Genomic DNA, 26,644 nt, shown 5'->3' on the forward strand with positions numbered 1-26,644 from the left:
CATAATGCCGACTATGTGAACGCCGGGTCCAGGCTGCCTGCGAGCGGAGTCTGATCAGAATGATGCATGTATCGAATCGGCGTTCCAGGGTTGCGTTTGCGGTCGTGGCTTCGGTTGCCTGGTTGTGGCGGATGCCGCCCGCGGAGGCTGTGGAGCCAAAGCTGGTGATTCTGGTGGAAACCGGACAGAGCCGGGATGGTCTGCCGGTTTTAGGGCTCGACCGCGACCCGGCCAAGGTGACGGGAGTGCTGTCACGCGGATTTGCAGGGCGGCTTCTGCGCCTGTATCAATACGAGCAGGAATATCTCCGCCGCGCCTCCGGATCGCAGCCCGAGCCCGCGTACCTGTTGCTTTCCAGCCAGCAAGGCGGTTTTCCGCGGTTCGGATTTTATCTTGACAAAGAAGAAAAACGGCACGCCGGATATGTTGATCTTTTTAGAGCGAGCCCCCTCCAGGGACGCTTTGGCAGCATGGACCAGATTTTCCCGCACGAACTGGCCCATATCGTCGTGCGACAACTGGCCGGCTTTTCCGAGCAGGGCGGCTCCAACCAGATGCATGCCATCGGCGTCCGCACCGATCCATACCAGGCTTTTCAGGAGGGATTTGCCGAGCACTTTCAGATCATGGCCATCGACGACCCGGACGCGGATCAGGCGACCAAGGCTCTGGCTTCCAATGTCCAGTTCAGAGAAATGGCGGAGGGGCAGATCCGGAGATATCGCCGCGAAATGCAAGCTCGATGGGCGCCAGCGGGACCCCTGCGCATGGGATTCCTCATCTGGTTCAGCGGGACCGAGCAGGTCTGGCGTTACTTCGCAGTAAAAGCGAACGCATTCGCCCACGCACCCGAGCTGCCTGAAGGATTGTTGGCGGCTAAAGACCTCTATCCTGCCTATCTGCTCCAGAATGTTGTGCCGGGGAATCTGCAGGCTGCGCCTAAACCAGTGCCCATTCTGCTTGCGACCGAAGGAGTTGTGAGTTCGTTGTTTTACCGTTGGGGCACAAGCGAGGCTGTCAGGCAGCACTACCGCGATGAGGAGTTTTACGCCCGCTTCGGCGCCTCGCGGACACAAGTTACACCGCTGGAAAACTGCTACCTCAAGTTGTTTCACGTCCTTTTCACCAAGAAGCCCCTCGATACCGCCGCGTTAATCAATGCTTACAAATCAGTTTTCCCTGACGAATCTGTCTCGATCGATGCCCTGGTCCAGGAAACGCTGATGGGGCAGCCGCTTGAGGCAACCCCTGCAATTTGGCTCGCAAATCGGGACTTCCAGACGGGCACCTCTCTTTTCGATCAGTTCCGTAGCATCCCGCGTACCCACACTTTCGACCTCAACGCGGCCACCCTCGTGGATCTCCTCGGCGTGCCGGGAATGACGCGACGGCTGGCAGAACTCATCCTGAAAAACGCGCCGTATTCCAGCCTGACCGACCTGGGTCGCTTGCCTGCGTATCCACAGGCCATGCTGGATCAGTTCATCAGGATGTCGCAGGAGATGGATCGCCTCAGAGCAAGTTCTGCCGAGGACGAAACCATGCTGAACTTGAGTACAATTTTGTGGTCTTACGGTCGGCGGGCTCTGATAATTCTGGCATTGGCGACGGCCGGGGGAGCCTTTCTCTACCGCCGCGCCCGCCCTGCCGGGTGGATGCGCGCGGTGAGCAATGGGTTTGCCGCATCGCTCTTCGTGCTGGCGCTTGCATGGCTGACCATGGGTACGGGCGCGCATGTCGCATTTCTGGGGCCGGTCGTTCTCCTGGGAATTCCGGCAGCGTTGTGGCATATGGCCCGGCATCGCAGACCGGCTCTGGCTGCGAAGGTATTGCTGGCATGGGCAGGCGCGGCGATCCCGGCTGTTCTTCTCGCCTATCCGTGGTTATGAAGTCGTCGGCTTGCTGTGATCTCAGAATGTCCAAGTAACAAGGGGGAACAATATGAAAGGGTTATGCGTGCCATTGGTCTTCGTAGCGTTTCTTGCCTCAATGTGGATGCCGGAAACGGTTTTTGCACAGGGAAAGCTCCTGCCCATCCCGGCTCGTGCAGAAGGCGAAGGGCCGTTTGATCGCCTCATATTGCATGGCGCCATTGTCATTGATGGGACCGGGGCCGTGCCTTCCGGGCCGGCGCAAATCGTGATCGAGAAGAATCGCATTACTCAGGTCCGAAATGTCGGCACACCCGGCTTGCCTTTGCCCAAGCCGCCTCAGGCCAAACCCGGTGAAAAAGTGATCGATGTGACCGGCATGTATATCATGCCCGGATTCATCGATTTGCACGAACATGTAGGCTCATCCGAAAGCAAGCCGGGCGAATACTTCTACAAACTGCTCATGGCCCATGGAGTGACCTCGGTGCGCGATGTCGGCTCCGGCGGGGATCTGAATTGGGCGATCGATCAAAAGACCAGGAGCGCCCAAAACACGATCACGGCACCGCGCATCTTCGAGTATTCCACTGTCAATGCAAGCACACCGGAAGCGGCCCGTGAGTATGTCCGAACCGTCAAGGCGAAGGGTGGGGACGGCATCAAAATGTTCGGGTTGACCCCCGGGATTTATGCGGCAGCCCTGGACGAGGCCAAGAAACAGGGACTGCGCACCGCCTGCCATCTCTCCCAGAATTCTGCCGGCAGAACCACCATTCTTGATCTTGCGCGCATGGGACTTACAACCATGGAACATTGGTACGGCCTGCCGGAGTCCTTCCTGGACCACGCCACGATCCAGGATTGGCCTGTCAATGCGGTCTACGGCAACGAGCAGGACCGTTTCGGCCAGGCCGGGCGACTGTGGAAACAGGCTGCTCCGCCATACAGTGAAAAATGGAACAAGGTCATGGACGAGTTGATCAAGCTGGACTTTACCCTTGTTCCGACGCTGACCATCTATGAAGCCAGCAGAGATCTGATGCGCGCCCGGTGCGCAGAATGGCACGAGCTTTATACTCTGCCGAAGCTTTGGGCGTCTTTCGCTCCGAGCCGGAATGCGCATGGGTCCTACTGGTACTATTGGACAACCAGTGACGAGATCGAATGGCAGAGGAATTACCATCTGTGGATGACATTCGTAAATGAGTATAAAAATCGTGGTGGCAGGATAGTCCTGGGTGCGGATTCGGGCTTTATTTACAACATATTCGGATTCGGCTTTATACGCGAGTTTGAATTATTGCAGGAAGCCGGTTTCCATCCCCTCGAAGTTGTGCGCGCGGCGACGCTGAAGGGTGCCGAAGTGCTGGGCGTGGGAAATGAGCTCGGCACCGTTGAAGCCGGAAAACTGGCCGACCTGGTGGTGAGTTCCGCCAACCCTCTGGAGAATTTCAAAGTCCTCTATGGGACCGGCGCCATTAAACTCAATGACAATAATGACGTCGTCCGTGTCGGGGGCATTTCCTACACCATCAAGGACGGGATCGTCTATGATGCCCGGAAGTTGCTGGCCGATGTGGGCCGGATGGTTCAAGAAGCGAGAACAAAAGAAAATTTCCAGTTTGCCCAGCCTGGCTTGGCAAAAGCCGGGATCAAGTAGCGGTTGCCGGACAGCAAAGTCCGGGTGGGATTTGAATTCCTGGCTTTTTCGAGCCGTAGCCACGGTGTCCGTCTTGAATCACGTGCTATCAAGATTCACGCATGAGGGTTCGTGCCGCCGCCACGACGTCATCGGGCTTGGGTAGATAGGCATATTCGAGTGGGGGCGAGTAGGGGGCCGGTGTGTCGGGAGCACACACGCGCAGCACGGGGGCGGCCAATTCCCAGAGCGCCCTTTCACCGATGATCGCGGCCAACTCGGCACCGACTCCGGCGCGGCGCGTATCCTCGTGCAAGAGAAGCGCGCGATGTGTCCTCGCAATCGAGCCCAGAATCATCCCCTCGTCGAGCGGACAAAGTGAACGGAGATCGATCACCTCCACGTCGATGCCTTCACGGGCCAACTGTGCGGCAGCAGTCAGTGCCGTATACACCATGGCGCCGTATGTGACGAGACTGACGTCCCGCCCCGAGCGCCTGAGAGCAGCCTTGCCGATTGGCACTTCATAATCTCCCAGCGGCACTTCCTCACGCAGGTCGGGGCGGAAGAAACCATAGAGGCCTTTGGCCTCGAGATAGAGGACGGGGTTGTTGTCGCGGAGAGCAGCGGTCATCAAGCCCTTGGCATCGCGCGGGGTTGCCGGCGCGACGATCTTCCAGCCCGGCGTTCGGAGAAACCAAGCCTCCGGGCACTGGGAATGGAACGGACCACCGCCGAGCAGCCGCGCGCACGTGCCGGTCGCACCGCCATAAGGCAGTCGTACGACCAGTGGTACCGCACGCCCGAAGCGCCAGTGAATCTTGGCAGCGTTGTTGACCAGGGCATTGAAAGCCGGAGCGAGAAAGTCCGCGAACTGCATTTCCACGACCGGCCGCATCCCCGCAAGCGCAGCCCCCACGCCGCAGCCCACGATAGCACTCTCCGAAAGCGGCGTGTTCAGGCACCGCTCGGGCCCGAATTGTCGTACCAGCCCGCGCGTCACGCCGAAGGCCCCACCGTAGCGACCGCCTATGTCCTCGCCGAGCACAAAGACGCGCGCGTCCGACTCCATCTCCTCCAGGATTGCCTGTCGCACCGCCTCGTCGTAGGACATCAGCCTTTTATCTTTGCTGGGCAAACCGCGGGCCGGTTGGCCCCGCAACGCATAGCAACTTCCGAGCGTCTCCCGGGATTCCGGCCAAGGCGCTGCCTCGGCGGCGGTTCGGGCCTCGCGGACGCGACGTGCCGCCTCGGCCCGGATCTCCGCAATGGCCGTGGCATCCAGAAGTTTTTCTGACCTCAGACGCTCCTCGTAAAGCAGGATCGGATCGGCTGCTTCCCAGAGCCGTCTCTCCTCCTCAAACTCATACCCCTTGACCCCCGGAGCGCCGTGATAGCGGTCGTCATCGTGGTGTGCATGGCCTGAACGCCGGTAGGTGAGCAGCTCGATCAGCGTCGGTCCTTTTCCCTGGCGGGCCCGTTCGGCAGCCCAGGCGGAGGCAGCCGCAATCTCGTCGGGATCGTTGCCGAACACGGTGATGCCGGGGATCCCGTACCCTCCTGCTTTAAGCGCGAATCTCTTGGCTGCGGTCTGTTCCGAGCGATGGGTTCCGAGCGCCCAAAGGTTATCCTCGACCACGAAAATGACGTTGAGCTTTTGAACTGCCGCAAAGTTCACGGCCTCATGCCACTCGCCCTGTGAAGTGCCTCCGTCTCCCATGATGGAGAGAAAGACGCGGTCTTCGCGGCGCAGCCTGGCGGCATAGGCGAAGCCGATGAGAGTCTGCGTCGCGACGGCCATGGGGGCTGCGGGCGGAAGAATGCCGTGCGCGAGGTCTCCGACATGAAGGTCACGGCCCCCCACGGGAGTGTCCTTCTTGCCGCATTGCACCAGTACCACATGCGCGGGATCGTCCATGTACATGAGGACGACGGGAAGGCCGCGAATGAGAGGGGAAGCGATGTCGCCCTGTTCGCTGCCGCGACGCAGCCTCAGCGCGAGGCCCACTGCTGCCTCCTGGCCGCGGGCACGGAAACCCTTCTGCGCCGAGGGGAATCCATGCCATGCGATTTGCTTTTCCTGAAAGAGTTTTTTGAGCAGATCATCGAGTTCGCGCGTGAGGATCATTTTGCTGTACATCTCGATCCTCTCGCCTGCGGTGAGCGACGCCTTGATTTCCTGGCGTCGGAAGAAACCGTCGATCAGCTCTGCCAAGGGCGCCCGCGTCCAAGCCACTCCATCGGACAGGCTTATGCCGGGGAACAGGACATCGTCCGCACTTTCAAGAGAGTCGCAAAGCTGATGGTCCAGAGCGGCGAGGAGGTGTATGCGCGCTTCCGGTGTCGTGATGCCGGAGTCGGCGATCTCACGCACCGCCGACAAGAGGAAAGGACACTCCAGGGCGATAAAGTGTCTGAGTGCCACGACATCGAGCGGAGGCGCGCCGCCGGACTTGGTCTTCATCCATATCAGTATAACCGGTTATCAGCCGGCGCCAAGGATCTCCAGCGGCGTAGTTCCGCGCGCCACGAGTCATTTCCCGGAACCGGAAGCCGCTTTCGCCTGGTTCACCAACTGAACCCTGGTCTCAAGTAGACTTTTCATGTTGGGATCCAGCGCGAGGCATTTCTTGAAGTCCTTGTCCGCCTCGGCCTGATTGCCCTGCAGCAACCGGACCAGCCCTCGGTCCATGTAAGGCATGGCGGCGTTGGGATCAAGCTCGACCGCCTTGTCGAGATCGTCGAGGGCGGCCTCCAGTTGTCCTTTTTCCTGCCGGACACGTCCGCGGTGCGCATAGCCAGTGGCTGTGCGCGGATCCATGGCGATCGCCTCGCTGAAGTCCTCGGCGGCTTTGGCAGGGTCTCCTCTCGCTTCCAAGGCGAGCCCGCGACTGATGTGACATGCATAGAGAATAGCCCCGGTCGAAGCATCGGCCGGGAGAGAGTCTCTTTCACTTGCCAGTTTGTCAGCCTGTTGAATCGTCGCGGTAAAGTCGGAAATGGCACCCTCCATTTCGCCTTTCCGCAGCCGCGTCCTGCCACGGTTGTAATATGCGGCCACCAGCCCGGGATCGAGAGCCAGGGCAGTGCTGTAGTCAGACAGGGAGCCATCCAAATCGTTGTTCTGCTGACGTGCGATGGCGCGATTGTTGTAAAACTTGGGATCCGGAGTGATCTCGATCGCCTTGTCGAAATCGGTGATGGCGCCGGCTATATCTCCGGATGACTGCCGGGCCAGCGCCCGGCTATCGTACGCCAGCCCCAAACGCGGATTTTTGGCCGTCACTTTCGCGGCATCCGCGAAGAAGCTCGGGAACAATTCGATGGCTCGTGTGAAGTCGGCGATGGCTGCCTTCATATCGCCCTTGAGGTAGTAGATCGTTCCACGGGCGGCATGAGGCTCGGCCAGGTGCCGGTTGCTCTGGATGGCTTTGCCGAACTCCGTTACAGCTTCATCGAGGTTGCCCTCTTGAAACAGGAGCGTGGCGTAGTTGTTGTGGGCCTCGGCCAGGTGCGGGTTGATATGGATCGCTTGCGTGTAGTCGGCAAGCGCCAGATCCAGTTTCCCCTCTCCCTGTTCCGCCATGGCACGGCCCAGATAGGCCTCTGCATATTTGGATTCCACCTGCAGGGCGCGATTGTAGGAGGAAATCGCCTTGGCGAAATCACCCTGTGCTTGTTGCCGATTCCCCTGATCAACCAACTGGTTTGCGATGGATATAGGGTTATCACCACCCTGGGCGTACAAGCGCGCGCCTGCCGCCAGGATGGCAAGAACTGCGGTACAAATCATCAGGTTCCGCACTCGAATCGGCGCACTGACCGGCCAAACGGACGTTTTTCCCATACTCAAACCTCACCTTGTAGCTCCCATGGGTTTCGGGGTGCCGGTAGGATGGAGTTTGCATGTGAAGTGCGCGAGAGGATGTGCGCAGCGTGGTTGCCCGTGAGCCTGGGCTCCACTTAAGTAGATCGCAGAGGACCTTTTTGCCTTCCATACCCGTACCCACCGCCATATTGCCCGCGCTTTCTGCTCCCGAGACAGCAGAAGCGGGCCCTTTCGGGGGCCATCACAAAGTATTTTGGTACCAGGCACGGAGGACAATAACTGGGCGGAACCCTAGTGTTGAGTAGCTAATCTCCTCATGGGTTTCCTTCCGATCTCTTACGGTTTGCGCACTAACCAAACAGAACGAATCGGTTTGACACAGAACAAGGGAACTTCAATGCCGGCGCGCGAGGCCGAAGCGGTTTAGGAGAGCAGAATAAAGCTCGGGAGCGGCGCCTTGGAGGGCAGCCGATCCAGCCTATTCAATGCTGAAGTAAGCCACGCTGCCCAGTGTATTGGTGGAAAATGTCCGGCTGAACCAGGTAAGCCGGGCCATGGATCTGCGGTGTGCCGTGATCTGACGATCAATAGATTGAAGCAACGGCAATGAAGGCCTGTTTTTGGCCCTTCGCCGTTGAGCCCCAAAATGCACGCGGGATTCTCTTTCACGTTGCAGTGCGGGAGAGGTATCCATTATAAATCTCTTATTGAGGAACCTTTTTCTGATTCAGCGGACTTCTTCGACTGGATCTGCCAGCGCCGAAATCCTTATACAGTGATGGGACGACACGGCCTGGCACGTCTTTCACGGAAAGGAGCAGCTGATGAAACACATCGCTTCCATCGTAGCCTCCAATCAGATTCCATCTCTTTTCCACGAGTTGTTTTCCGGCCTCTGGGACCGGCAAGGCTGCAGGAGCCTGACACTCCTCTTGCTTGTCTCGGCTCTTTCGTTGCCTGGAGCTGCGGCGCCTCAAGGCTCAGGCCGGATCGAGGGAACTGTCAAAAACGCCAGGGGTGGGCCCGTGGCGCAAGCCATTGTGAGCGTGGCGGGACCGACCAACCGTTCGGAGATGTCGGACGAGGAGGGCCGCTACGTCGTTTCCGGGCTGGCAGCCGGGGTTTATGCGCTCACGGTTGTGCGGCCGGGTTTTGTTTCCAACAAGCAGACAGACGTCCAAGTGAAACCAGATGCCTCCGTCGATGTCTCCTTCACGCTGGCGAACGCGCCCAGCGAGACGGTAGTTGTCACCGCATCTCGCATCGATGCGGACCTGCAGAGCGCGCCGGCCGCCGTGAGTGTCGTGAGGGCCGAAACGATTGCCGCAGCTGCGGCCTCGAACATAGGTGACCTTCTGCGGACGGTTCCGGGTCTCAACGTGGTGCAGACTTCGGCGCGCGAGGTCAACCTCGCAAGCCGCCAGGCGAGTCCGACTCTTACTAACTCCCAAATTGCGCTCATCGACGGGCGGACCATCTACTCCGACTTTTATGATGTCATCTTCTGGGACCTGATCCCCGTGAATACCAGCGACATTAAGCAGATCGAGGTGGTTCGCGGTCCCGTTTCGGCGGTGTGGGGCGCGAATGCCGCCACCGGCGCTGTGAACATTATCACCAAGTCGCCGCGCGAAGCACCGGGCCTGACTCTGACGCTGACAGGCGGCGGCTTCAGCCGCGATGCGGGAAGCACCGCAGGGGCAGGCGCCGGCGGCTTCGGGGGTGCAAGTGCCACCTTTGCGCAGACGATCAACAAACGTTGGTCGTACCGGGTTTCAACCGGCTACAGCTACTCGGATGCCTATCCACGTCCGAGCGGACAGGTCCCGATTTCGAGGAGCCCGGTTGATCCCTCGGTGGTTGTGGGCGGCGGTTCCTATGACAGTGTGGCCTATCTGAACTCAGGAACGAAACAGCCCAAATTCGACCTTCGGATCGATCAGGAGATCGGGACCTCGGGACAGGTCAGCTACGAAGGTGGTATCGCCGGTTCCCAGGGGATTATCCAGACCACAATTGGCCCTTTCAAGATGCAGCTGGGCAGCTATCTCGGCTATGGTCGTGTCGGATACGAGAATGGCAGGGTCCACCTCTCTGTCTTCGCGAACCTGCTTAATGGAGAAGCGCCGAACCTCTTGACCCGGGCTGCCGACGGAAACGTGCTCCGGATCCACTTCAAGACGGGTACCTACGACATTTCCGGCGGCTATACCCAGCTGGTCTCAAGCCGCCACCTTCTCAACTATGGAATGAACTTCCGCTACAACACCTTCGACATCTCGCTGGCTCCGAACGCGAAGGACAGGAGTGAAATCGGGGGCTATTTCGAAGATGAGATCATTTTCGGCAAGCTGCGACTGCCCCTCGGCTTCCGCCTCGACAGATTCTCGAGTGTTTCCCAGCCCATCTTCTCGCCTCGCGCTGCCATCGTGTTCAAACCCGTAGACCGCCACGCCTTCCGGTTTTCGTTCAACAGAGCACACCGCTCGCCGTCCGCGATCGACAACTACCTTGACATCTCCATCATCGGCGGCTACCTGCCCCTAGCTATGATAAATCCGGCCTTCGGCAACCAGCAGTTTCCTGTTGTGACCCGCAGCTACGGCAACTCCAAACTCAAAACCGAGTCCCTGACTGGATGGGAGATCGGATACACGGGCGCACTATCAAGCCATACCAACGTAGGTCTGGCCATCTACCTGAACGATTCCAACCATGTCATTAACAATCTTATGAGCCCGGCTGCGCTCATCGCCGCAGGTGTTCAGCCCTTCTATACATCACAGAATCCGCCGCCCGGATGGCCGTTGCCCCCTCAGATTCTCGACCTGCTGGCCCAGCAGGGTGTCTTTATCCCGGCCAATGTCCAGACGCTCAATTACGGGAAGGTGCGCAACAAGGGATTTGAGGCCTCGATCGATCAATCTCTGGGTTCCGCATTGAATGCTTTCGCCAATTACTCGTTCCAGGCGATACCGGAAACCCGTTCGCCATTGGACGATCCTTTCGTTTATCCCGCCGGTTCGCTGCCGGTGCCCCCCCGCGACAGGTTCAACGTCGGCGTAAATCTGAACGCCAAACGCTATCTCGGGAGTTTATCGGTTAACTATGCCGGCAAGGCCTTTTGGACGGATACCAGCAACATGACCTTTTACGGTTTTACCAACTCTTACACGACGGTAAATTGCAGCTTCGGTGTCCGTTGGTCCGAGGGCAAGGTCATGACATCGCTGAAAGCCATAAATCTCCTGAACGACAACGTCCAGCAGCACATCTTCGGCGACATTCTGAAAAGGAGAATCTTCGGAGAGATCCAGTTCGGCTTCTGAGCCGCCGCAGGCCTTCTCTGATCCTTGAGTCTGTGTCTCTTCGCAGCTGTGCGGAGCGTTCTGGGTCTAACCATTCACACGAAGATGCAAAGATGCAAGGGGCCGAAATGCCAGTTTCCTGGCGCCGCCCCGCGCGGGTCACCGGTTGCGGCTCCCATATTTCCCCAGATCCCGCACTCCCCGAGTAACTCCTGTCTTTTGTGTTTTTGCAGCTGTTACCGTGGCTTCTGTGCGTTCCCCCCGTTTGAAACAGTTGAAACAATGCATTGACCCCGGTCATCAATTAAAGGGTATTGGTGTAGGAGGATGATCCGGCGGCTCAAGGTCCGCCATAGGAAGGAGGATTTCAATGGAAGTCAGGAATGGAAGAATGAGCACGCTCGGCTCGATCGCAGTCGGTGGGCTCCTCGGAGCCGGGATTGCTCTCCTGTTTGCTCCGCAATCCGGTAAACGGACACGCCGGGATCTTCGCCATTTCGGAAAGAAGGTCCTGAACAAATCGGAAGCCATTGGTATGGATCTGTGCCACTCGGTCGACAACCTGGTCAATGGAGTTTCGGAGAAGGTATACGATGGAGTGGAGCGCAGCCTGGATTGGACGAAGAGGGCCACCAGGGACGTGCAGTGCGCCGTCGGGTCCGGGATTCACAGGATCCGGCGCGCTTCCTAAGCAGAGAGACCGCAGATGAACATTGCGCTTCGCATGTTCATCTGCGGTCTCATGTTTTGGGGCATGATTCCGGCAATGCCACCGGACACATTGGCGGCCTCGCTAGAGCGCCTCAATCAGCATTGCCGTTGCTTCGCCACCTCCGATGCAGGGCGTCGCCAGGGCGTATCTCCCTCCCCTGCGGCGCAACTCGTGAAGCGCCGTCAAGATCAGGCGGGCGCCGGTCATGCCGATCGGGTGCCCCAAAGCAACGGCTCCCCCGTTGACGTTGAGTTTATCGCGGGGTATTCCCACCTTATCGGCGGTAACCATCGCCACTACCGAGAATGCCTCGTTGACTTCGAACAGATCGACGTCTCCGACATTGATGTGATTCGTCGCCAGCAGCTTTTGCACCGCAAAGACCGGTGCCGTTGTGAACCATTGCGGGTCTTGAGCGTAGGTGGCGTACGCGACAATGCGTGCTAGAGGCTTGAGCCGGCGCTTTTCCGCCTCCGAGCGGCTCGCCAGTACCAGTGCTGCCGCGCCGTCGTCGATGGAACTGGCGTTGCCCGCTGTGGTTACACCGTCCTTGCCGAAGGCCGGTCGCAGGCTGGCGAGCTTTTCCGGATTGCCTTTAGCGGGCTCTTCATCCAGATGGACGAGAACCGATTCGCCTTTACGCTGAGGGACGGCGACCGGAACAATCTCCTCGTTGAAGCGTCCTCCCTTTTGTGCGGCGAGTGCCCGCCGGTAGCTCTCGGCGGCGTAATCATCGATTTGCGCGCGCGTATAGTTGCACTCCCGCGCGCACAGATCGCCGCAGTTTCCCATATGCACATTGTTATAGGGATCCCAGAGACCATCGTAGATCATGGTGTCAAGGACGGCGCCGTGCCCCATGCGGAATCCCGTGCGGGCCTTATCCATCGCATACGGAGCATTGCTCATGGACTCCATGCCGCCGGCGACCACAATGCGGGATTCTCCGAGCCGAAGCGACTGCGCAGCCAGCATGACTGACTTCATGCCGGAGCCGCAGACCTTGTTGATGGTCATACAGGGGACGCTGTTAGGGAGACCGCCGTACAGGGCTGCCTGCCGCGCGGGTGCCTGTCCCATGCCGCCGGTCAGCACGCAGCCCATGATGACTTCGTCTACTTCGGCCGGCTCGACGCCGGCTCGTTTTACGGCTTCTTTGATTGTGATCGCTCCAAGTTGTGGGGCGCTGAGAGATGAGAGAGAACCCAGGAAAGCACCTATAGGCGTCCTGACGCCGGAGAGAATGACTGCGTCTTCCATTTTGCCCGCTCCTTGTCGTGTTGATTTAGGTCGAAACCGGTGTATTCGGGACCATTATACCCGAGGAAATCTGGTGACAGGCTACTCCATCGTCAATCTCGGCGGTGAATCAGCGCTCCGAGGAGTGAGCTCAAGGGCTGAGCGAGTTGCCTGTTATCGACTCAGCTTGATCCATTGCAGTGCTTCGAGAATTTTCCGGTCCAGTTCGTCCCGGTTGTCGCTGAATCGATGGTTTGCAGCCTCGATTACCCACATTTTCTTGGGTTCGCCCGCGCGGGCGAACATGGCCTTGGCCTGTTCCAGAGGCAGAAATTCATCGTGTGTGGAGTGGATTTCCGCCAGCGGGATCGGGCTTGCCTTCTGGATGATATCCTCCACCATAAAGCTCGGCTCATTGGGTGCTTTTTTGGTGATCCAGATAATAGCGTCCTGCCATTTCCAGCCCAACTCGTTCTGGTCCGGCAAGCCAAGGCCCAGAATTCCCTGAACGGCCGATTTGACTTCCGGCTCGGTGACGGCGAGCACGGAAAGACCGGCACCCTCGGACACCCCGGCCAGAACGGGCTTGACAGCACTTTTCTGTCGGATCCAATCGACAAGCGCTCTATAGTCGCGGGGGACGTCACGCGGATCCAGAGTGGCGTCCCTGGTAGTGAAGCCGGTCAAATAGGCCTTGCTGTCAAAGCCGATGACGTAGTAACCACGCCCTGCGAGAAACTCCGCCACGTGCACAACCAAACCGGCCCAGCCCAAATCACCGCTGGAGAGGACGACCGGATCGCCGCTGCTTGACCCGTACAGATGAAGCTGTTGGCTCTTCCCTCGGATATTGAAGACGCTCGTGCTCTGGAGAGAGCTTCCCCATACAGGGTGGATCAACAGCAGAACCAAGGCGCAGAGTACGCGTTGCAATCCTCACCTCCTGAAGAGAATCTGAAGCACGCCCCCGCCGCTATGCACGCTGGTCAGAGCGTAAGCTACCTGGGGCAGGTCGGCGCCTTTCGGATAGACCAGGTACCTCCCTTCCCAACGGGGCGCGAACTTCTTCTTGAATTGGAACAGGTTCTTGTATCCGTAAAACGCATTCATGTTCTCGAACAACAAGGCTACGCCGCGTTCCAGGGGACCGCGCGGGCCGGTGACGTTTGCCAGTGGAGCATTGGCCAGGCTGGCCTCGGCGAAGCCGGCCGCCTGCAATTGCACCAGCGACTGGGCCAGGAGAAAATCCATGGTGCCGGCGACGGCATCCTTGCGTTTTCTCATCAGATCCAGCACGACAGCTGCGCCGTTGCGGTAGGGCAGCCAGGAGCAAAAGGCCTGCAGTTCGTCGCCGACGGATGCGAGAAATACGGGCATCTTTTCCAGGGCTTCGAGCGAGAAGCGGCCCAGCGTGAAGCCGAGTTCGCCGAGGTGTTTCTCCGACAACCACTCTTCTGAAACCTCTTCGAGCTTCTCATCGATTGCCCGATCCGCCTGCATCTTCCGGTCATAGCGGCTCACACTCAAGCCGGACTTGACCGCTTTGTTTACCATGGCGCGCAGATTTGCCCGCTTGTTTCCAGTCAGGCTGAATTCCTTGAGGTCAATTAGGGCTTCCTCAGCCATTTTCAAAGAGTGCATGCCGAGACCATGGTAAAGGGGGAGGCGCACCTCCGCCACCTCATAAAAGCAAGGGGTCCAGCCGCGCCTGCGGCAAAATCCCACGTACTCCAGGATGCTTTGTTTAAAAAGCTTGTCGGGAGCCATCGGGTCCCCGCAAGTTAAGGCAACCGACCCGCGACTGGCGTAAGCGACCAAGCCGCGGCCCCCGGCGACGAGCAGGTGGTGCTTGTCACTCTGCATGGCAAAGGCCGAGAGTGAGTGCCGGCTTTGGGTCGCGAAGATCCGCTCGATTTCGGTGCGCGGCGCTTCCATGCGATCGCGAAGGATCACGGGTCTCAAGATCAGAGCGAGCAGGTAAAAGCGCGCCAGCCAGCCGGCGATCTGCAGGGACCCGAGGTAGCGGGAGGCAATCTCCGTGAGCGGATCGAGGTTCGGCTCTGCGATGAGAATGCCCGCGCGGATCGTCTCATTGAAGGGGGTGGCGCCTGGATACCAGTTGAACTGTTGTTGGAAATGATTCAATCCCGTGTAGCCGTATAGGAACACCGTTGCGGCCATCACAGGAACCATCAGCACAGCCCGCTTCATCGAAAGGGGATCGCTGAGAGCGTAAAAGCGTCGTCGATTGTAGATCAGATAGGCGAGCAGGAGGCCGGCGATCAGGGAGTGATGGAGATCGAGTCCCCGGGTGATGTGCAAAACCAGAGACATGCTTAATGCCACAATCGCGATGTACCACGCGAGCTCTTTGCGGCGCGCCAGGTTGCGTGAGACTTGCAACAGGGCGACCCCGGCAAAGAGCATCAGGGGACGGCTCGGCTGCGTTACCTCCAGCGGGAGCCAGTCTCTCAGCGCCCTCATGCCTGCGGGGTCGCGAGGCAGGATGGCTTCCAGCAGGTTGATCGCGCCCATGACACCGATAAGCAGCGGCGCAAAGGTGTGCACATCTGCCGCCTTCAAGTCTTCCACCCACTCGGCGCGGCGCCAATGGCGCGCGAGCAGAACGGCCGCGGCTGCGACCAGGAAGCCGAGAAGCGCCCACAGCTCGTATTTCCTGAAGTCGAGGATCAGACTTTCGCCCACCGCGCCGAGATAAAATCCCAGCAGAGCAGTGGGCACGGCCCAGATCACACCGGCGAACACATTGATCACTGTGAATCGCAGGGGCGGCATGTCGAGCGCCCCGCAGGCAGCCGGTATGATAATCCTGAATCCGAAAGCATACCGGCTGAAGAGCAGGAGCCAGTTGCCATGTCGCGCCATCAGGCTCACCACCCTCTGATAGCGAGGGTGCTCGCCGAAGCGCTTCTGCAACCATGTGCGACCACGTGTCCGGGCAAGAACATAATAGATCTGGTCGGCGCCGCAATTGGCGATGATCGCCGTCACCATGACCAGCGGCAGGCTGAACAGGATGCCGCGGTGCGCAAGATAGGAGGCGGCCAGAAGGAAGAATTCCCCCTCTACCGCCACTCCGAGCAGTAAGACTGCATAACCGTATTTGACCAGCAATGCTTCCATAGGAATTCAACGACAATAATTGAACGACAGGCTGTGCGCAGATTTCGATCCTATCATAGAACCATCAGTTTCAGGTAGGTGGGGTCCAAGCTCAGGAGGAGTGAGTGGCGATTGCAGAGCCACAGATGCACGCAAATGAATGAGGTTCTGTCATTTGCGCTGGTGATTTGTGCTGTCGCGGAACAACGTTATTCTTTAATGCGCCCACGCTTTCTGCAGTCTGGCTTAAATCCCCGGCTGCGCACGAGCCAGGGGATCGGGGAAAGGGTAGCCTGTCAGCGAGGTTCCAGGCGAAGCGTTTCGAAAAAATCTCTAATGATCCGTGCGGTCAGACCCCAGATTTCATAGGGCTCGTACCGATAAAAACAGACATTCCTCATTTTCCCTGAGCGCAGCATCCTCTTCATACGCAAACGGCCGGGATCCTCAAAAACAGCGAACGGCACCTGGAGTACTTCGGCCACTTCAGTATGCTGCGGAACCGTGGTGAATGCTCCTCCGATATAACCGGGGAACGGCGCGACCAGGTGGTTGGTGATCGAGATGTAGTCATGGAATCGGCCCAGAATTTCAATGCGGCCCCGGTCGATACCCACTTCCTCGAAAGTTTCGCGCAATGCCGTTTGTTCCAGACTTTCTCCGTCCTGGCGCATCCCCCCGGGAAAAGAGATCTGACCCTTGTGGGTGCTGACCGCTTCCGTGCGCCGCGTTAGCAGGAAATAGGGTTCGCCGCCGCGCTCAAAGACCAGCATGAGGACGGCAGCCTCCCGCGCATAGCCGGCAGCCAGCCTCTTCGGATTCAGTTGAGCGAGCTTTTTGCGGATCTGTTCACGCAGTTCCATGGCAAATAGTAATGGCGGCTGCGAGCCTACGGTACCCTTTACTTGAGCTTCACCTTCGCGACATCCATGCTCGGTGGAGGGAACTTCATGTTCAGCTCTTCAAGCGTTTCCACGAGGATCTGGGAAACGGCCAGATTGCGGAACCACTTCTTGTTGGCAGGGATGACATGCCAGGGGGCCCAGGGGGTGCTGCAGCGCGTCAACGCATCCTCATAGGCACGGATGTAGTCATCCCAGTAATCCCGTTCCGTGAAATCCGCCGGCGAGAGCTTCCATTGCCGTGTCGGGTCATCCAACCGCTTCTCGAATCGGGCCTTCTGCTCATCCCTGCTGATGTGGAGGAAGAATTTGAAAATCCTGACCTGGGATTCGGCCAGCAGCTTTTCGAAGGCGTTAATCTGATCGTAGCGTTCCGACCAGACAGATTTGGGCACCAGATTATGGACCCGCACTACGAGCACGTCCTCATAGTGCGAGCGGTTGAATATGGCGAATTCTCCCAGCCGTGGAGTGGCCTTGTGGATGCGCCAGAGAAAGTCGTGGGTCGCCTCTTCGGCCGTGGGAACCTTGAATGGCGTAACGTGGGTTCCCTGCGGATTCAAGCTCGACATCACGTGGCGGATGGTCCCGTCTTTCCCACCCGCATCCATCGCCTGGATGACGATAAGCACCGCGTGTTTGCTTTCGGCATAAAGCAGATACTGCAGCTCGGCGAGCCGGGCCATGTTTTTTCCCAGCGCTGTTTCGGCAGCCCCTTTGTTTTTGATGCCGGGAGTTGCGTTCGGATTCCGATGCACTAGCTTTGCCTTGTGGCCCGGCTCCACAACCAGTTGTGCACTCAGCTTCATGAAGCCCTCCGGATAGTCTGGGACAATTTTAGCAGTCAGAGCGCTTGCTAATCATAACGCAGCCATACGCCTGCGGAGAAGGGGAGAATGGCAGCACACGTCGTTTCAGCAGCTGCTGCAGCTCCTGATACCCGACTCCCCACTTCCGGACTCGTCGGCGGCTGTTGAGAAATTGCGGTGTCTCGGGTATCCTTGGACCTCATGCGGGGGCGCGAGTGTGGGGTGAAGAAGGCCTGCACCGCCGCCACCCCGGGAATATATTCATTCATCTGTGGAAGCGTTTGTGCGCTATCGGACTCATCGCGAAAGGAAAGCATAAATGGCTAAATACAAAATCGCCTGGCTGCCTGGCGACGGCATCGGCGTCGAGGTTCTTCAGGCTGCGCGAGTTGTACTCGATCAGTTGGGTGTTGATGCAGAGTACCTGCACGGGGATATCGGTTGGGAGTTTTGGCAGAAAGAAGGCGACCCTTTTCCGCAACGTACAATCGACCTGCTTCGCCGTGTCGATGCTGCCTTGTTCGGCGCCATCACCTCCAAGCCCGTCAAGGCCGCGGAGGCTGAGCTGTCGCCGGCGCTCCGGGGCAAGGGCCTCGTGTACCGCTCACCGATCGTACGCATGCGCCAGCTATTCGACCTCTACAATTGTTTCCGGCCCTGCAAGGCTTATCCGGGGAACAGCCTTAATTACAGAGAGGGGATCGACCTCATCATATTCCGCGAGAATACCGAGGATCTTTATGCGGGTGTGGAGTTTGCACCGGTGCCTGCCGAGGTTTCCGCGCTCCTCGCCAAACTCTCGGAGCCGTTCGGAGCGTTTCAGCAGCTCGCGCCCGACCAATATGCCCTCTCGTGCAAGATCAACACGCGGCGTGGTTCGGAACGCATCGTGCGGGCAGCGTTTGAATATGCCCGCAAGTTTCACCGGCGGAGGGTCACAGTCGTCCACAAGGCCAACGTCGTGCGCGCCACTGACGGTCTTTTCCTCGAAACTGCCCGGGCTGTGGCGAGAGAGTACCCCGAAATCCCGATGGACGACGCCAACATCGACGCTATGACGATGTGGCTGCTCAAGAATCCGTTCAACTACGACGTGCTGGTCGCCCCGAATCTGTATGGCGATATCGTCTCGGACCTCTGTGCCCAAATGGTCGGCGGGCTGGGATTTGGATGTTCAGGCAATATCGGAGAGCGGCTGGCGGTCTTCGAGCCCACGCATGGATCTGCGCCGAAGTATGCCGGCCAACAGAAAGTCAATCCGATTGCGACCATCCTCGCCGTCAAGATGATGCTGGATTGGCTTGGGGAGGCCGATAAGAGCGGACGCCTCGAAGCCGCTGTGGCGAGCGTGATCCGCGAAGGGAAGGTGCGCACCTACGACATGGGCGGCAGCCATACCACGATGGAAATGGCGGCCGAAATTGCGCACAAGCTGACTTTGACGACTGGCGCCAAAGCGCAAGCTTGACGAAATCCGGTGACAGGATTCCTTTGCGCTGGTTCCAGTTGCAGGCTCGAACTCAGGTGATTGCAGGGAATTCAGGAAATGCGTGTCCTGTCTTCAAATTTTTGCTGGTTTTCTGGATGGGGGCATTAATGGGAATGACGATTGTTGAAAAGATTCTCGCGCGCGCCACCGGCCGGCCTTGTGTAAAGGTTGGAGAAGTGGTGGAGCCGGCCGTAGACCTGGCCATGTCGCATGAGAATGGGGCGCTGGTCATCAACCAGTTTCTCGACATCTACAAAGGGACCGGACTGGAACCCCGGATTTGGGATCCCAGCCGTGTCGCGATCATCTTTGATCACCGCGTGCCGGCGGAGAGCTCAAAGACCGCCACGAATCAGAAGAAGGTGCGTGACTTCGTGCGCCAGCAGGGAATTCAGAAGTTTCATGACATCCGCGGTGATCAGGGGGGCATTTGCCATCAGGTTCTCCCCGAGTACGGCTATGTGCGTCCCGGGTCTGTAGTCGTCGGCACCGACAGCCATACTACAACGCACGGGGCCCTGGGAGCGTTTGCTTTCGGAATCGGCGCTACTGAGATGGCGAGTGTCTGGACTCTGGGAACGGTGTTGAATCTCGAGGTGCCCGGCACAATCAAGGTGGTTGTGAGCGGGCGCATGAGCGAGCGTGTCTCGCCCAAGGATCTGATCCTGCACCTCATCGGGGTGCTCACGGCCCAGGGCGCGAACTTCATGACCATCGAGTTCCACGGGGGGACGATCCGCAACATGTCTACTTCCGGGCGCCTGGTTCTCTGCAACATGTCGGTCGAGGCTGGCGCCACATCAGGGATCGTTCCGCCCGACGAAGAGACCGTCCGCTATCTTAAGGAAGACGCCCATGTCAGGGAGGAAATTATATTGACCGCCCCCGATGCCGACGCTTCCTACAGCCGGCTGATCGAGATCGACGCCTCGGTGCTATCGCCGCAGATTGCCTGCCCCCACGCCGTGGACAACGTGAAGCCTGTCAGTGCGGTGGCCGGGACAAAGATCAACCAGGTGGTGGTCGGCTCGTGCACGAACGGGCGGCTGGATGACCTGGCTGCGGCGGCCCGGATCGTGAAAGGGAAAAAAGTGGCGGCCGGAATAAGAATGCTGATCTTCCCTGCATCGTGGCGCATCTATAAAGAAGCACTCAAGGCAGGCTATCTCGGGGATCTGATCGATGCCGGAGCCGTGATCATAAATCCCGGCTGCGGCTGTTGCTTGGGGGTGCACCAGGGAGCTTTGGCCGACGGCGATGTCGCACTCTCGACGACCAACCGCAACTTCCAGGGGCGAATGGGAAATCCGAAGTCGGAAGTCTACCTCTGTTCTCCTGAAGTGGCGGCAGCGAGTGCACTGGCTGGTGTCATTAGAGATCCGAGATAGGGGGTGGCAATGACTGCAAATGTGGTAATAAAGTTTGGTGATGACATCTCGACGGACGCGATCTATCCCGGAAGATTCATGGCGACAGTTCTTCCCAGCGAGACTCCACAGTACGCGTTTGCCGACTATCCTGAGTTTCGTGCGCTGGTCAAGGATGGGGCCATCCCGGCGGGGAGCGTGATCGCGGCCGGCACCAATTTCGGCTGCGGTTCATCACGCGAACAGGCTGCATCGGCGTTGCGGGGCTACAATCTCACCGTCGTCGCGCGCGGCTTCGCCCGCATTTTCCTGCAGAATGCCGTCAACCTGGGCTTGCAGGTGGTGACCTGCCCGGGGTTCGAAGCGTCGGCGGGAGACGATCTCGAGATCGCCGCGGATTCCGTTCTTAACCGAACCACAGGAAGACGCTTTCCGATCCAACCGCTGCCCGAGGCCAGGCAAGCAATCATGAAGGCGGGCGGCTTGATTCCATATACGCGCCGGCGCCTCTTGGAAAGACGGTAGACGAGCCTCCACGTAAAGCACGCCGCGATTGCAGAAACAGGCAGCCATTCTCTGCATCCTCGGCTCGCTCTGTTGCGAAAATAGCTCTCCGGACAAACATCATGTCGTGCTCGGTTTTTCTTGATATCCATAAACTGCCGATCACGACCGCGATCACGAGCCATGACGGAAGAAGCACGGCGATCGATTGTCATTTTCATGCGTCCAAGGGTGCGCCCCGGCGCATTGGAACCTGCGTTTTGGGTCGTGTCACACCTTGATTAGGGGACGGATGGGCGACATAATTTTTTTATGAAGCTTTATCCGGCCTTTCCTGCATGTCTTTTCCTGTCGATCGCCCTTCTTCTCCTCTCTACTGCGAGTTACGCGCAGAAGACATCGGAGAGCGCGAGCCATTACAAGAAGTGGCTTGGCGAGGATGTCGTCTATCTCATCACACCTGAGGAGCGCAATGTCTTTCTCAAGCTGACAACGGATGAGGAAAGGGAAGCATTCATCGATCAATTCTGGAACCGGAGAAACCCTAACCCGGATTCTCCCGAGAATACGTTTAAAGAGGAGCACTACCGCCGCATCGCCTATGCCAACGATCACTTCTTTGCGGGGATCGCGGGGTGGCGCACGGATCGCGGCATGATCTACATCAAGTTCGGCCCCCCCACCAGTATCGACAAGCATCCGGAGGGAGGCAGCTATGTCCGCCAAGCCTACGAAGGGGGCGGTATCACATCCACATATCCCTTTGAGGTCTGGTATTACAATCACATCGATGGGGTCGGCGACGGCATCGAGCTCGAATTTGTCGATGCCTCGCGAACCAATGAGTACCGGCTGGCCCAGGATGCGGACGAAAAAGATGCGCTGATCCACGTGCCCGGGGCCGGCATGACGCTGGCGGAATCTCTCGGCCTTCAATCCCGCTACGACCGGCTTCGTGTGCGCGGGATCGGCAACCAGGATTCAGGCAATATCCACGACATTGATCCCGGGCTTCAGCCGCTCCGGATGCAGGACTACCCGATGGAGAAGCTCCAGACCCTCTACAATCTGGGCAAGTCTCCTGCAGTCAAATACAGGGATCTCGAGGCCGCGGTTTCGGTGCGGGTAACATACAATCAGCTGCCGGTTTCCTACCAGGCCGACATTCTCCAGATTTCCAATGACATTGCACTCGTGCCCATAACACTTTCCTTCCGCAAGAAGGACCTGAGTTACAAGCAGGCGGCGGCAGGGTTGGAGCAAGCCACAGTCGCCGTTTTCGGCCGTGTCGAAACCCTCGCCGGGAGCCTCGCCTACTCCTTTGAAGATTCCGTGCCGGTCGAAGTGAGAGACGATACCCGGGAGAAGGATCTTAACCAGCTGGCGCTTTTTCAGAAGCGATTGCCGTTGCGCGCCGGCCGGTACAAGCTGTCGCTGGTCGTAAAAGATCAGAATTCCGGCATGATGACCAACCTCCAGCGGCTGATTCTGGTGCCTGGAAGTTCGGTGGAGCAGCTGACGTCGAGTTCAGTGATCCTGACGCCACAGGTGCTGCCTGTCCCCAAAGGCTCCTCGATCCAGGATTCGTTCGTTTTCGGGAAGTATAAGGTGATTCCGACTGTCGGCAATGAATTCGTCGCCGCCGACCGTTTTGTACAGGCCTATTTTGAGGTGTACAACCTGGACCTCGACCAGAGCACGCTCAGCCCTGCCGTCCGGCTCGAGATATCGCTTACCAGGGACGGCCAGACCGTGTTTCCTCTCACCCCCTTTGAGAGAGAGTATGAATTCGTCGGTGACCGTCTCCTGGTGCACAAGACCCTCCCGTTTAGCGGACTCAGGCCCGGCAACTACACCGTCCTGTTCCGGATCACGGACCTGATTTCAAACCGTACCCTCGAGCCCCGCGTCTCCTTCATTCTCAAATAAAACGAGTCATGAGTGATGACCATAGCCAGTCATCACTCATGACTCATCACTGTTGTCAATATCGAGCAGAGGGGGGCAGCGCCCCGCCCTCTGCGGGGTGCTGCCCGTTGGGCGCTCAGAAGTTGATCTTGAGCCCGAACTGAATGATCCGGGGACTCGAGTTGGAAGAGGTCAGACGACCGAACTGCGGGTCGTTGATGTTCTGGTTGTCGATGAAGAAACTGTTGTGGTTGGGGAGATTGAAGAATTCGGCGCGGAACTCCGCGTTCGATTTCTCGGTGATGTTGGTTTTCTTGACCACACCAAAGTCCCAGTTAAAGAAAGCGGGACCGGTGAAACCGAACTTTGGCAGGGTGCCCAGTGTGCCGGGGTCTGGATTTGTGAAGACCTGGCCTGAGAACAGCGGCTGCCCGTCAGGGGCCACCGCACGACCATCCGGACCGACAACCGACGGCGAGATAAAGAACGGCCCGTTGGCGTTGTTGCCGACATTGAGCAGGTCCTTGATCTGAGAGATGTCCAAGGACGAATCGGCCCGGTTCTGGCCTGACCGGCCCGTGCGATTGAGCGTGCCGAGCCCGGAAATGATCGAGAACGGCGGGCCGCTCTGCCACTGGAAGATCGAGGTGAGCTGCCAGCCGCCGGCCATCTTGTTCAGCATCTTGCTGTCCAGCGCCCAGTGCTTCCCGGCGCCAAACGGCAGTTCATAAATGAAGTTGCCGTTGATGATGTGCGGGGTGTCGAACTCGGCTCTGCCGCGGTCATAGCGCTGATTCGCGATGTCCGTAAAAGGCTCGAAGTCGGTCTGGCCAACTCCGGAAGCGTTGGTCAGAGCCTTGGAGAAGGTGTAATTGAACTGGTAGTACAGTCCTGACTTGAAGCGACGCCGCAGTTGCACCTGCAGGCCGTGGTAAATCGAGTCGCCCGAATTGGTGTTCATATCCGCGATGCCGGCGATCGGGTTGGGGGTCAAGTTCAGGTTTCCGTCCAGCCCGTTCACATGGTAGGTGTAGGCCAGCTGCCCCACTTGTCCAGTCTGGATCAGGGATCGGATCGTTGAATTGGTCAGCAGCCCGCCGAATGCCGCCTGCGTCAGCACGGTAAGCGGTTGGCTGCCCGGGATCGACGAGTTGAAGCGCGGATCGAATCCCTTGCCGGCCGCCAGAGCCAGGAATCCGTTGTTCCGGGCTACCAGGAAGTCGTTCAGGAATCCGTTGGAACCGATGATGATCTGGTTGAAGTCAACGCCGCGGGCGAGACGAGTGCCCTTGGTCCCGACGTAGGAGACCTCCAGCGCAGTGTTGAAGCCGATGTTCTGCTGGATGCCGAAGTTCCAGGTCTGAACGTAGGGGACGCGAAGATTGGGATCCACCGCAAAAGGAGTGGGAGCAAACTCAATGGCGTCGCTGATCTGCTGAAAAGTGAGCGGCATCTGGAATGTGGGGGTCGTGAACGCAGGCAATCCCTGAGCCAGGCTGGCGGTGAGGTTGTTGAGAGTCACGTTGGCGGCGACTCCGTAACGGTTCAGCGCGTTGACGGATGAGAGGATCCCTTCATCGTTCACGTAGGAGATGCCGTAGCCTGCGCGCACGGCGGTCTTGCCGTTGCCGAAAACGTCCCAGGCCATGCCGACATTGGGCGCCCAGTTTCTGAGATCCCGGTTGACCAGTCTTCCGCTAACGAAGTTCTCCTGGCCGTTGGGATCCAGGATCGCCTGCAGCATGGTTTCGCCGTTCAAACGCTGAGGCTCGACCATGAGGGAGTTTTGTTCATCCAGCTGCGTGTAGTACTCCCAGCGCAAACCGCCGTTGAGCGTGAGTCTTGGCAGGGCGTGCCAGGAATCGCCGAAGTAGAACGCGTAGGAGTCGTACATCCAATTTTTGTCGTTGGGGGCATTGACGAAGCCCGAGGTGCGCGTGTTGACATTGAACTCCTTCACGGCCGTCGATGTGAGGCCGCCAAGTGCGGCCAGCAGATCATTCGCCCGTGCCAGTTCAGTACCGCTGATTCCGCCGGGGAATTGACCTGCGTCCAGCGCATTGGTCTGCAAGTCGCTTATCCCCAGTGTAAATGTCGGAACCACGTTGAATCCGGCAAAATCAGCCACCCTGATGAACTGACTTTGGAAACCGAACCGTAGCGAATGGCGCCCGCGCTGCCAATTGGCGTTGTCCTGCGCCATGTAAGTGTGGGTGGCTCTACCTTGCGTTTCAAAGTTGGACACCGGATTGGTAAAGGTATCCGAAGGCAAAGCAATCTTGAAACCGCTCGAGTAATTCTCCAGGGAGTTGAAAACCACCGGCGATCGGTTTCCACCCATGCGCACCTCGTTGATGAACGAAGGCGTCGCCGCCCACTCCCACGCGCCCACGTAGAAATGCAGGCGCTGGGATTCGGTTTTGACGAGGGGATCCCTCAGGTACCCGGTGTAAATATCCGGGCGATCCTGGGTTTCACTCATGATGTTGTAGACCCCCTCGAGGGTGTGGTGACTGTTGATGATGAAGTCACCGCGGATGCCGCCCTGATCCCGGCTGGTGTTGTCGTTCTGAACGAACAGGAGGCCGCCGTTGTTCTTCAGCACACTGGCTGTGCTGTCGCCGGCATTGAAGTTGTTGAACGCAGTCGGTACGTTGGTCAGCATGTTGGCGACGTTCGGGTCAACCGATACCCCTGCCGCCTGGAGGATATTGAGCTTGTGGATCTGTCCATCCAGACCCGAATAGGTAAAGATCCCCTGGCGCGCATCCGGGGTGAGCACAAGGTTGTTGCGGGAACTCGTGGTGTTCAGCCGGTTTCCTTCATAGAAACCGAAGAAGAACAGACGGTCCTTCAGGATCGGTCCTGAAACCCGCGCGCCAAACTGGTTGCGGATCAGCTTGTTTTTGGGAATTCCAGCCTGATTGTTGAAGAAACTGTTGGACGCCAGGGCATCGTTGCGGTGGAACTCATAGAGCGAGCCGTGGAAATTGTTGGTGCCCGAAGGAGTCACCAGGGTGACCTGGGACGAACCGAAACCGGCTTCGGGTCCCTGATTCTGCGTGGTAATGCTGAATTCGGCAATCTGGTCCACCACCGGGCGATTGGGGACAAAATCGGTCGCATTGGCGCGGATGAAATTGTCCTGGATGTTCATCCCATCCTGCGTGATGCTCGTGTAGGAAGTGCGCGTCCCCGCCAGGGAGGTGTCGGTCCTCCCGTTTAACGCCGTGCCGGCCTGCAGCGTGATCAGGTTCAGCGGATTGCGACCGTTGAGCGGCAACTCCAGGATCTGCTCGGTGGTTACAGTATTGGAAACCTCCGCATTCGCCGTGTTGACCAGCGCGGCACCGGCACTTACGACGACCACTTCCGATATCTGGCCGATCTCGAGTGAGGCCACCAGAGAAGATGTGATGCCGACATCCACCTTGATATCGCGCGCGTCGTACACCTTGAAGCCGGGCATCGTGATCTTGACCTCATACATGCCCGGCGTCAGAGAAGGGAAGACAAACGAACCGGCTGTGCTCGTGACGGCCGACGCTGCCTGTCCCGTTCCCTGGTTGGTCAGGGAAACGGTGGCACCCGGGACCACAGCCCCGCTCTGGTCCTTGACCGTCCCGTTTATGGCGCCGGTCGGACCCTGCGCCAAGACTAATCCTGCACTCAAAGCGCACAGGGTTGTGCAGAAGATTAGGTGTCTGATTAACTTTCTCATTCTCATTCGATCTCCTTGAAGCAAAACACACATCGAACCTGCTTTGAACGGAAGTTAACGCAATTTCTGATCCCGCGGGGACGGCTAGGAGTCCGTCCGAGAATTGTCTGATTTCTATTGATCGGCGGGCTCGAGAAATTTACCTTATGTTCCATGGCAAAAACATATCGTTCCTACTGTCCGGAGCAGCTCCTGCTGCTGCCGCCGAGCCTGCGTGATT

The 26,644-nt window shown here is 58.4% G+C and carries 16 protein-coding genes; 8 read left to right on the plus strand and 8 right to left on the minus strand.

The genetic code is table 11. From position 1 onward, the window contains the following. The first annotated feature begins 59 nt into the window (after positions 1-59). Positions 60-1,889, plus strand: coding sequence for a hypothetical protein (locus LAP85_17390; GenBank protein ID MBZ5498177.1), 1,830 nt, complete (start codon positions 60-62; stop codon positions 1,887-1,889). Positions 1,890-1,941: 52 nt separating this feature from the next. Continuing rightward, a complete protein-coding gene (locus LAP85_17395; protein MBZ5498178.1) occupies positions 1,942-3,534 on the plus strand; it encodes an amidohydrolase family protein in 1,593 nt (530 codons plus the stop codon). An 88-nt stretch (positions 3,535-3,622) separates the two neighbouring features. Here the strand turns inward: LAP85_17395 and LAP85_17400 are convergent, their stop codons facing one another. Together LAP85_17400 and LAP85_17405 are read right to left on the minus strand one after the other, a co-directional pair. Then, positions 3,623-5,977 carry a dehydrogenase E1 component subunit alpha/beta gene (locus LAP85_17400; protein ID MBZ5498179.1) on the minus strand — a complete coding sequence of 785 codons (2,355 nt, stop codon included), beginning with the start codon at positions 5,975-5,977 and terminating at the stop codon, positions 3,623-3,625. Between the two features lie 69 nt (positions 5,978-6,046). Then, positions 6,047-7,360 carry a tetratricopeptide repeat protein gene (locus LAP85_17405; protein MBZ5498180.1) on the minus strand — a complete coding sequence of 438 codons (1,314 nt, stop codon included), beginning with the start codon at positions 7,358-7,360 and terminating at the stop codon, positions 6,047-6,049. Between the two features lie 806 nt (positions 7,361-8,166). Here LAP85_17405 and LAP85_17410 point away from each other — a divergent pair. Continuing rightward, positions 8,167-10,671 (plus strand): TonB-dependent receptor, encoded by a 2,505-nt coding sequence (locus LAP85_17410; protein ID MBZ5498181.1) that lies wholly within the window; start codon positions 8,167-8,169, stop codon positions 10,669-10,671. A 349-nt stretch (positions 10,672-11,020) separates the two neighbouring features. Then, on the plus strand, positions 11,021-11,341 hold the full coding sequence (locus LAP85_17415) for a YtxH domain-containing protein (protein ID MBZ5498182.1): 321 nt from the start codon (positions 11,021-11,023) through the stop codon (positions 11,339-11,341). Between the two features lie 102 nt (positions 11,342-11,443). Here LAP85_17415 and LAP85_17420 read toward each other — a convergent pair whose 3' ends face one another. From LAP85_17420 to LAP85_17440, 5 genes are all read right to left on the minus strand, one after another. Further along, the gene (locus LAP85_17420) at positions 11,444-12,622 is read right to left on the minus strand and encodes a thiolase family protein (GenBank protein MBZ5498183.1); all 1,179 of its coding nucleotides are present in this window, start codon (positions 12,620-12,622) and stop codon (positions 11,444-11,446) included. Between the two features lie 153 nt (positions 12,623-12,775). Beyond that, the gene (locus LAP85_17425; protein ID MBZ5498184.1) at positions 12,776-13,534 is read right to left on the minus strand and encodes a hypothetical protein; all 759 of its coding nucleotides are present in this window, start codon (positions 13,532-13,534) and stop codon (positions 12,776-12,778) included. 3 nt (positions 13,535-13,537) lie between these two features. Further along, positions 13,538-15,745: a phosphatidylglycerol lysyltransferase domain-containing protein gene (locus LAP85_17430; protein ID MBZ5498185.1), complete on the minus strand. Its 2,208-nt coding sequence runs from the start codon at positions 15,743-15,745 to the stop codon at positions 13,538-13,540. 275 nt (positions 15,746-16,020) lie between these two features. Further along, complete coding sequence (locus LAP85_17435; GenBank protein MBZ5498186.1) at positions 16,021-16,587, minus strand: CoA pyrophosphatase; 567 nt, start codon at positions 16,585-16,587, stop codon at positions 16,021-16,023. A gap of 38 nt (positions 16,588-16,625) precedes the next feature. Next, positions 16,626-17,435, minus strand: a complete 810-nt coding sequence (locus tag LAP85_17440; GenBank protein MBZ5498187.1) for a polyphosphate kinase 2 family protein — start codon at positions 17,433-17,435, stop codon at positions 16,626-16,628. 319 nt (positions 17,436-17,754) lie between these two features. On the opposite strand from LAP85_17440, the gene LAP85_17445 reads away from it, so the two are divergent. From LAP85_17445 to LAP85_17460, 4 genes are all read left to right on the plus strand, one after another. Then, positions 17,755-18,903 (plus strand): isocitrate/isopropylmalate dehydrogenase family protein, encoded by a 1,149-nt coding sequence (locus LAP85_17445; GenBank protein ID MBZ5498188.1) that lies wholly within the window; start codon positions 17,755-17,757, stop codon positions 18,901-18,903. A 128-nt stretch (positions 18,904-19,031) separates the two neighbouring features. Further along, positions 19,032-20,312 (plus strand): 3-isopropylmalate dehydratase large subunit, encoded by a 1,281-nt coding sequence (locus LAP85_17450; protein ID MBZ5498189.1) that lies wholly within the window; start codon positions 19,032-19,034, stop codon positions 20,310-20,312. A gap of 9 nt (positions 20,313-20,321) precedes the next feature. After that, positions 20,322-20,816: a 3-isopropylmalate dehydratase gene (locus LAP85_17455; protein MBZ5498190.1), complete on the plus strand. Its 495-nt coding sequence runs from the start codon at positions 20,322-20,324 to the stop codon at positions 20,814-20,816. A 291-nt stretch (positions 20,817-21,107) separates the two neighbouring features. Continuing rightward, positions 21,108-22,724, plus strand: a complete 1,617-nt coding sequence (locus tag LAP85_17460) for a GWxTD domain-containing protein (protein MBZ5498191.1) — start codon at positions 21,108-21,110, stop codon at positions 22,722-22,724. A 115-nt stretch (positions 22,725-22,839) separates the two neighbouring features. On the opposite strand, the gene LAP85_17465 is transcribed toward LAP85_17460, so the two are convergent. After that, positions 22,840-26,424, minus strand: coding sequence for a TonB-dependent receptor (locus LAP85_17465; protein ID MBZ5498192.1), 3,585 nt, complete (start codon positions 26,422-26,424; stop codon positions 22,840-22,842). Positions 26,425-26,644: the final 220 nt, after the last annotated feature.

The organism is Terriglobia bacterium (assembly GCA_020072565.1).
Taxonomy (GTDB): Bacteria; Acidobacteriota; UBA6911; order UBA6911; family UBA6911; genus JAFNAG01.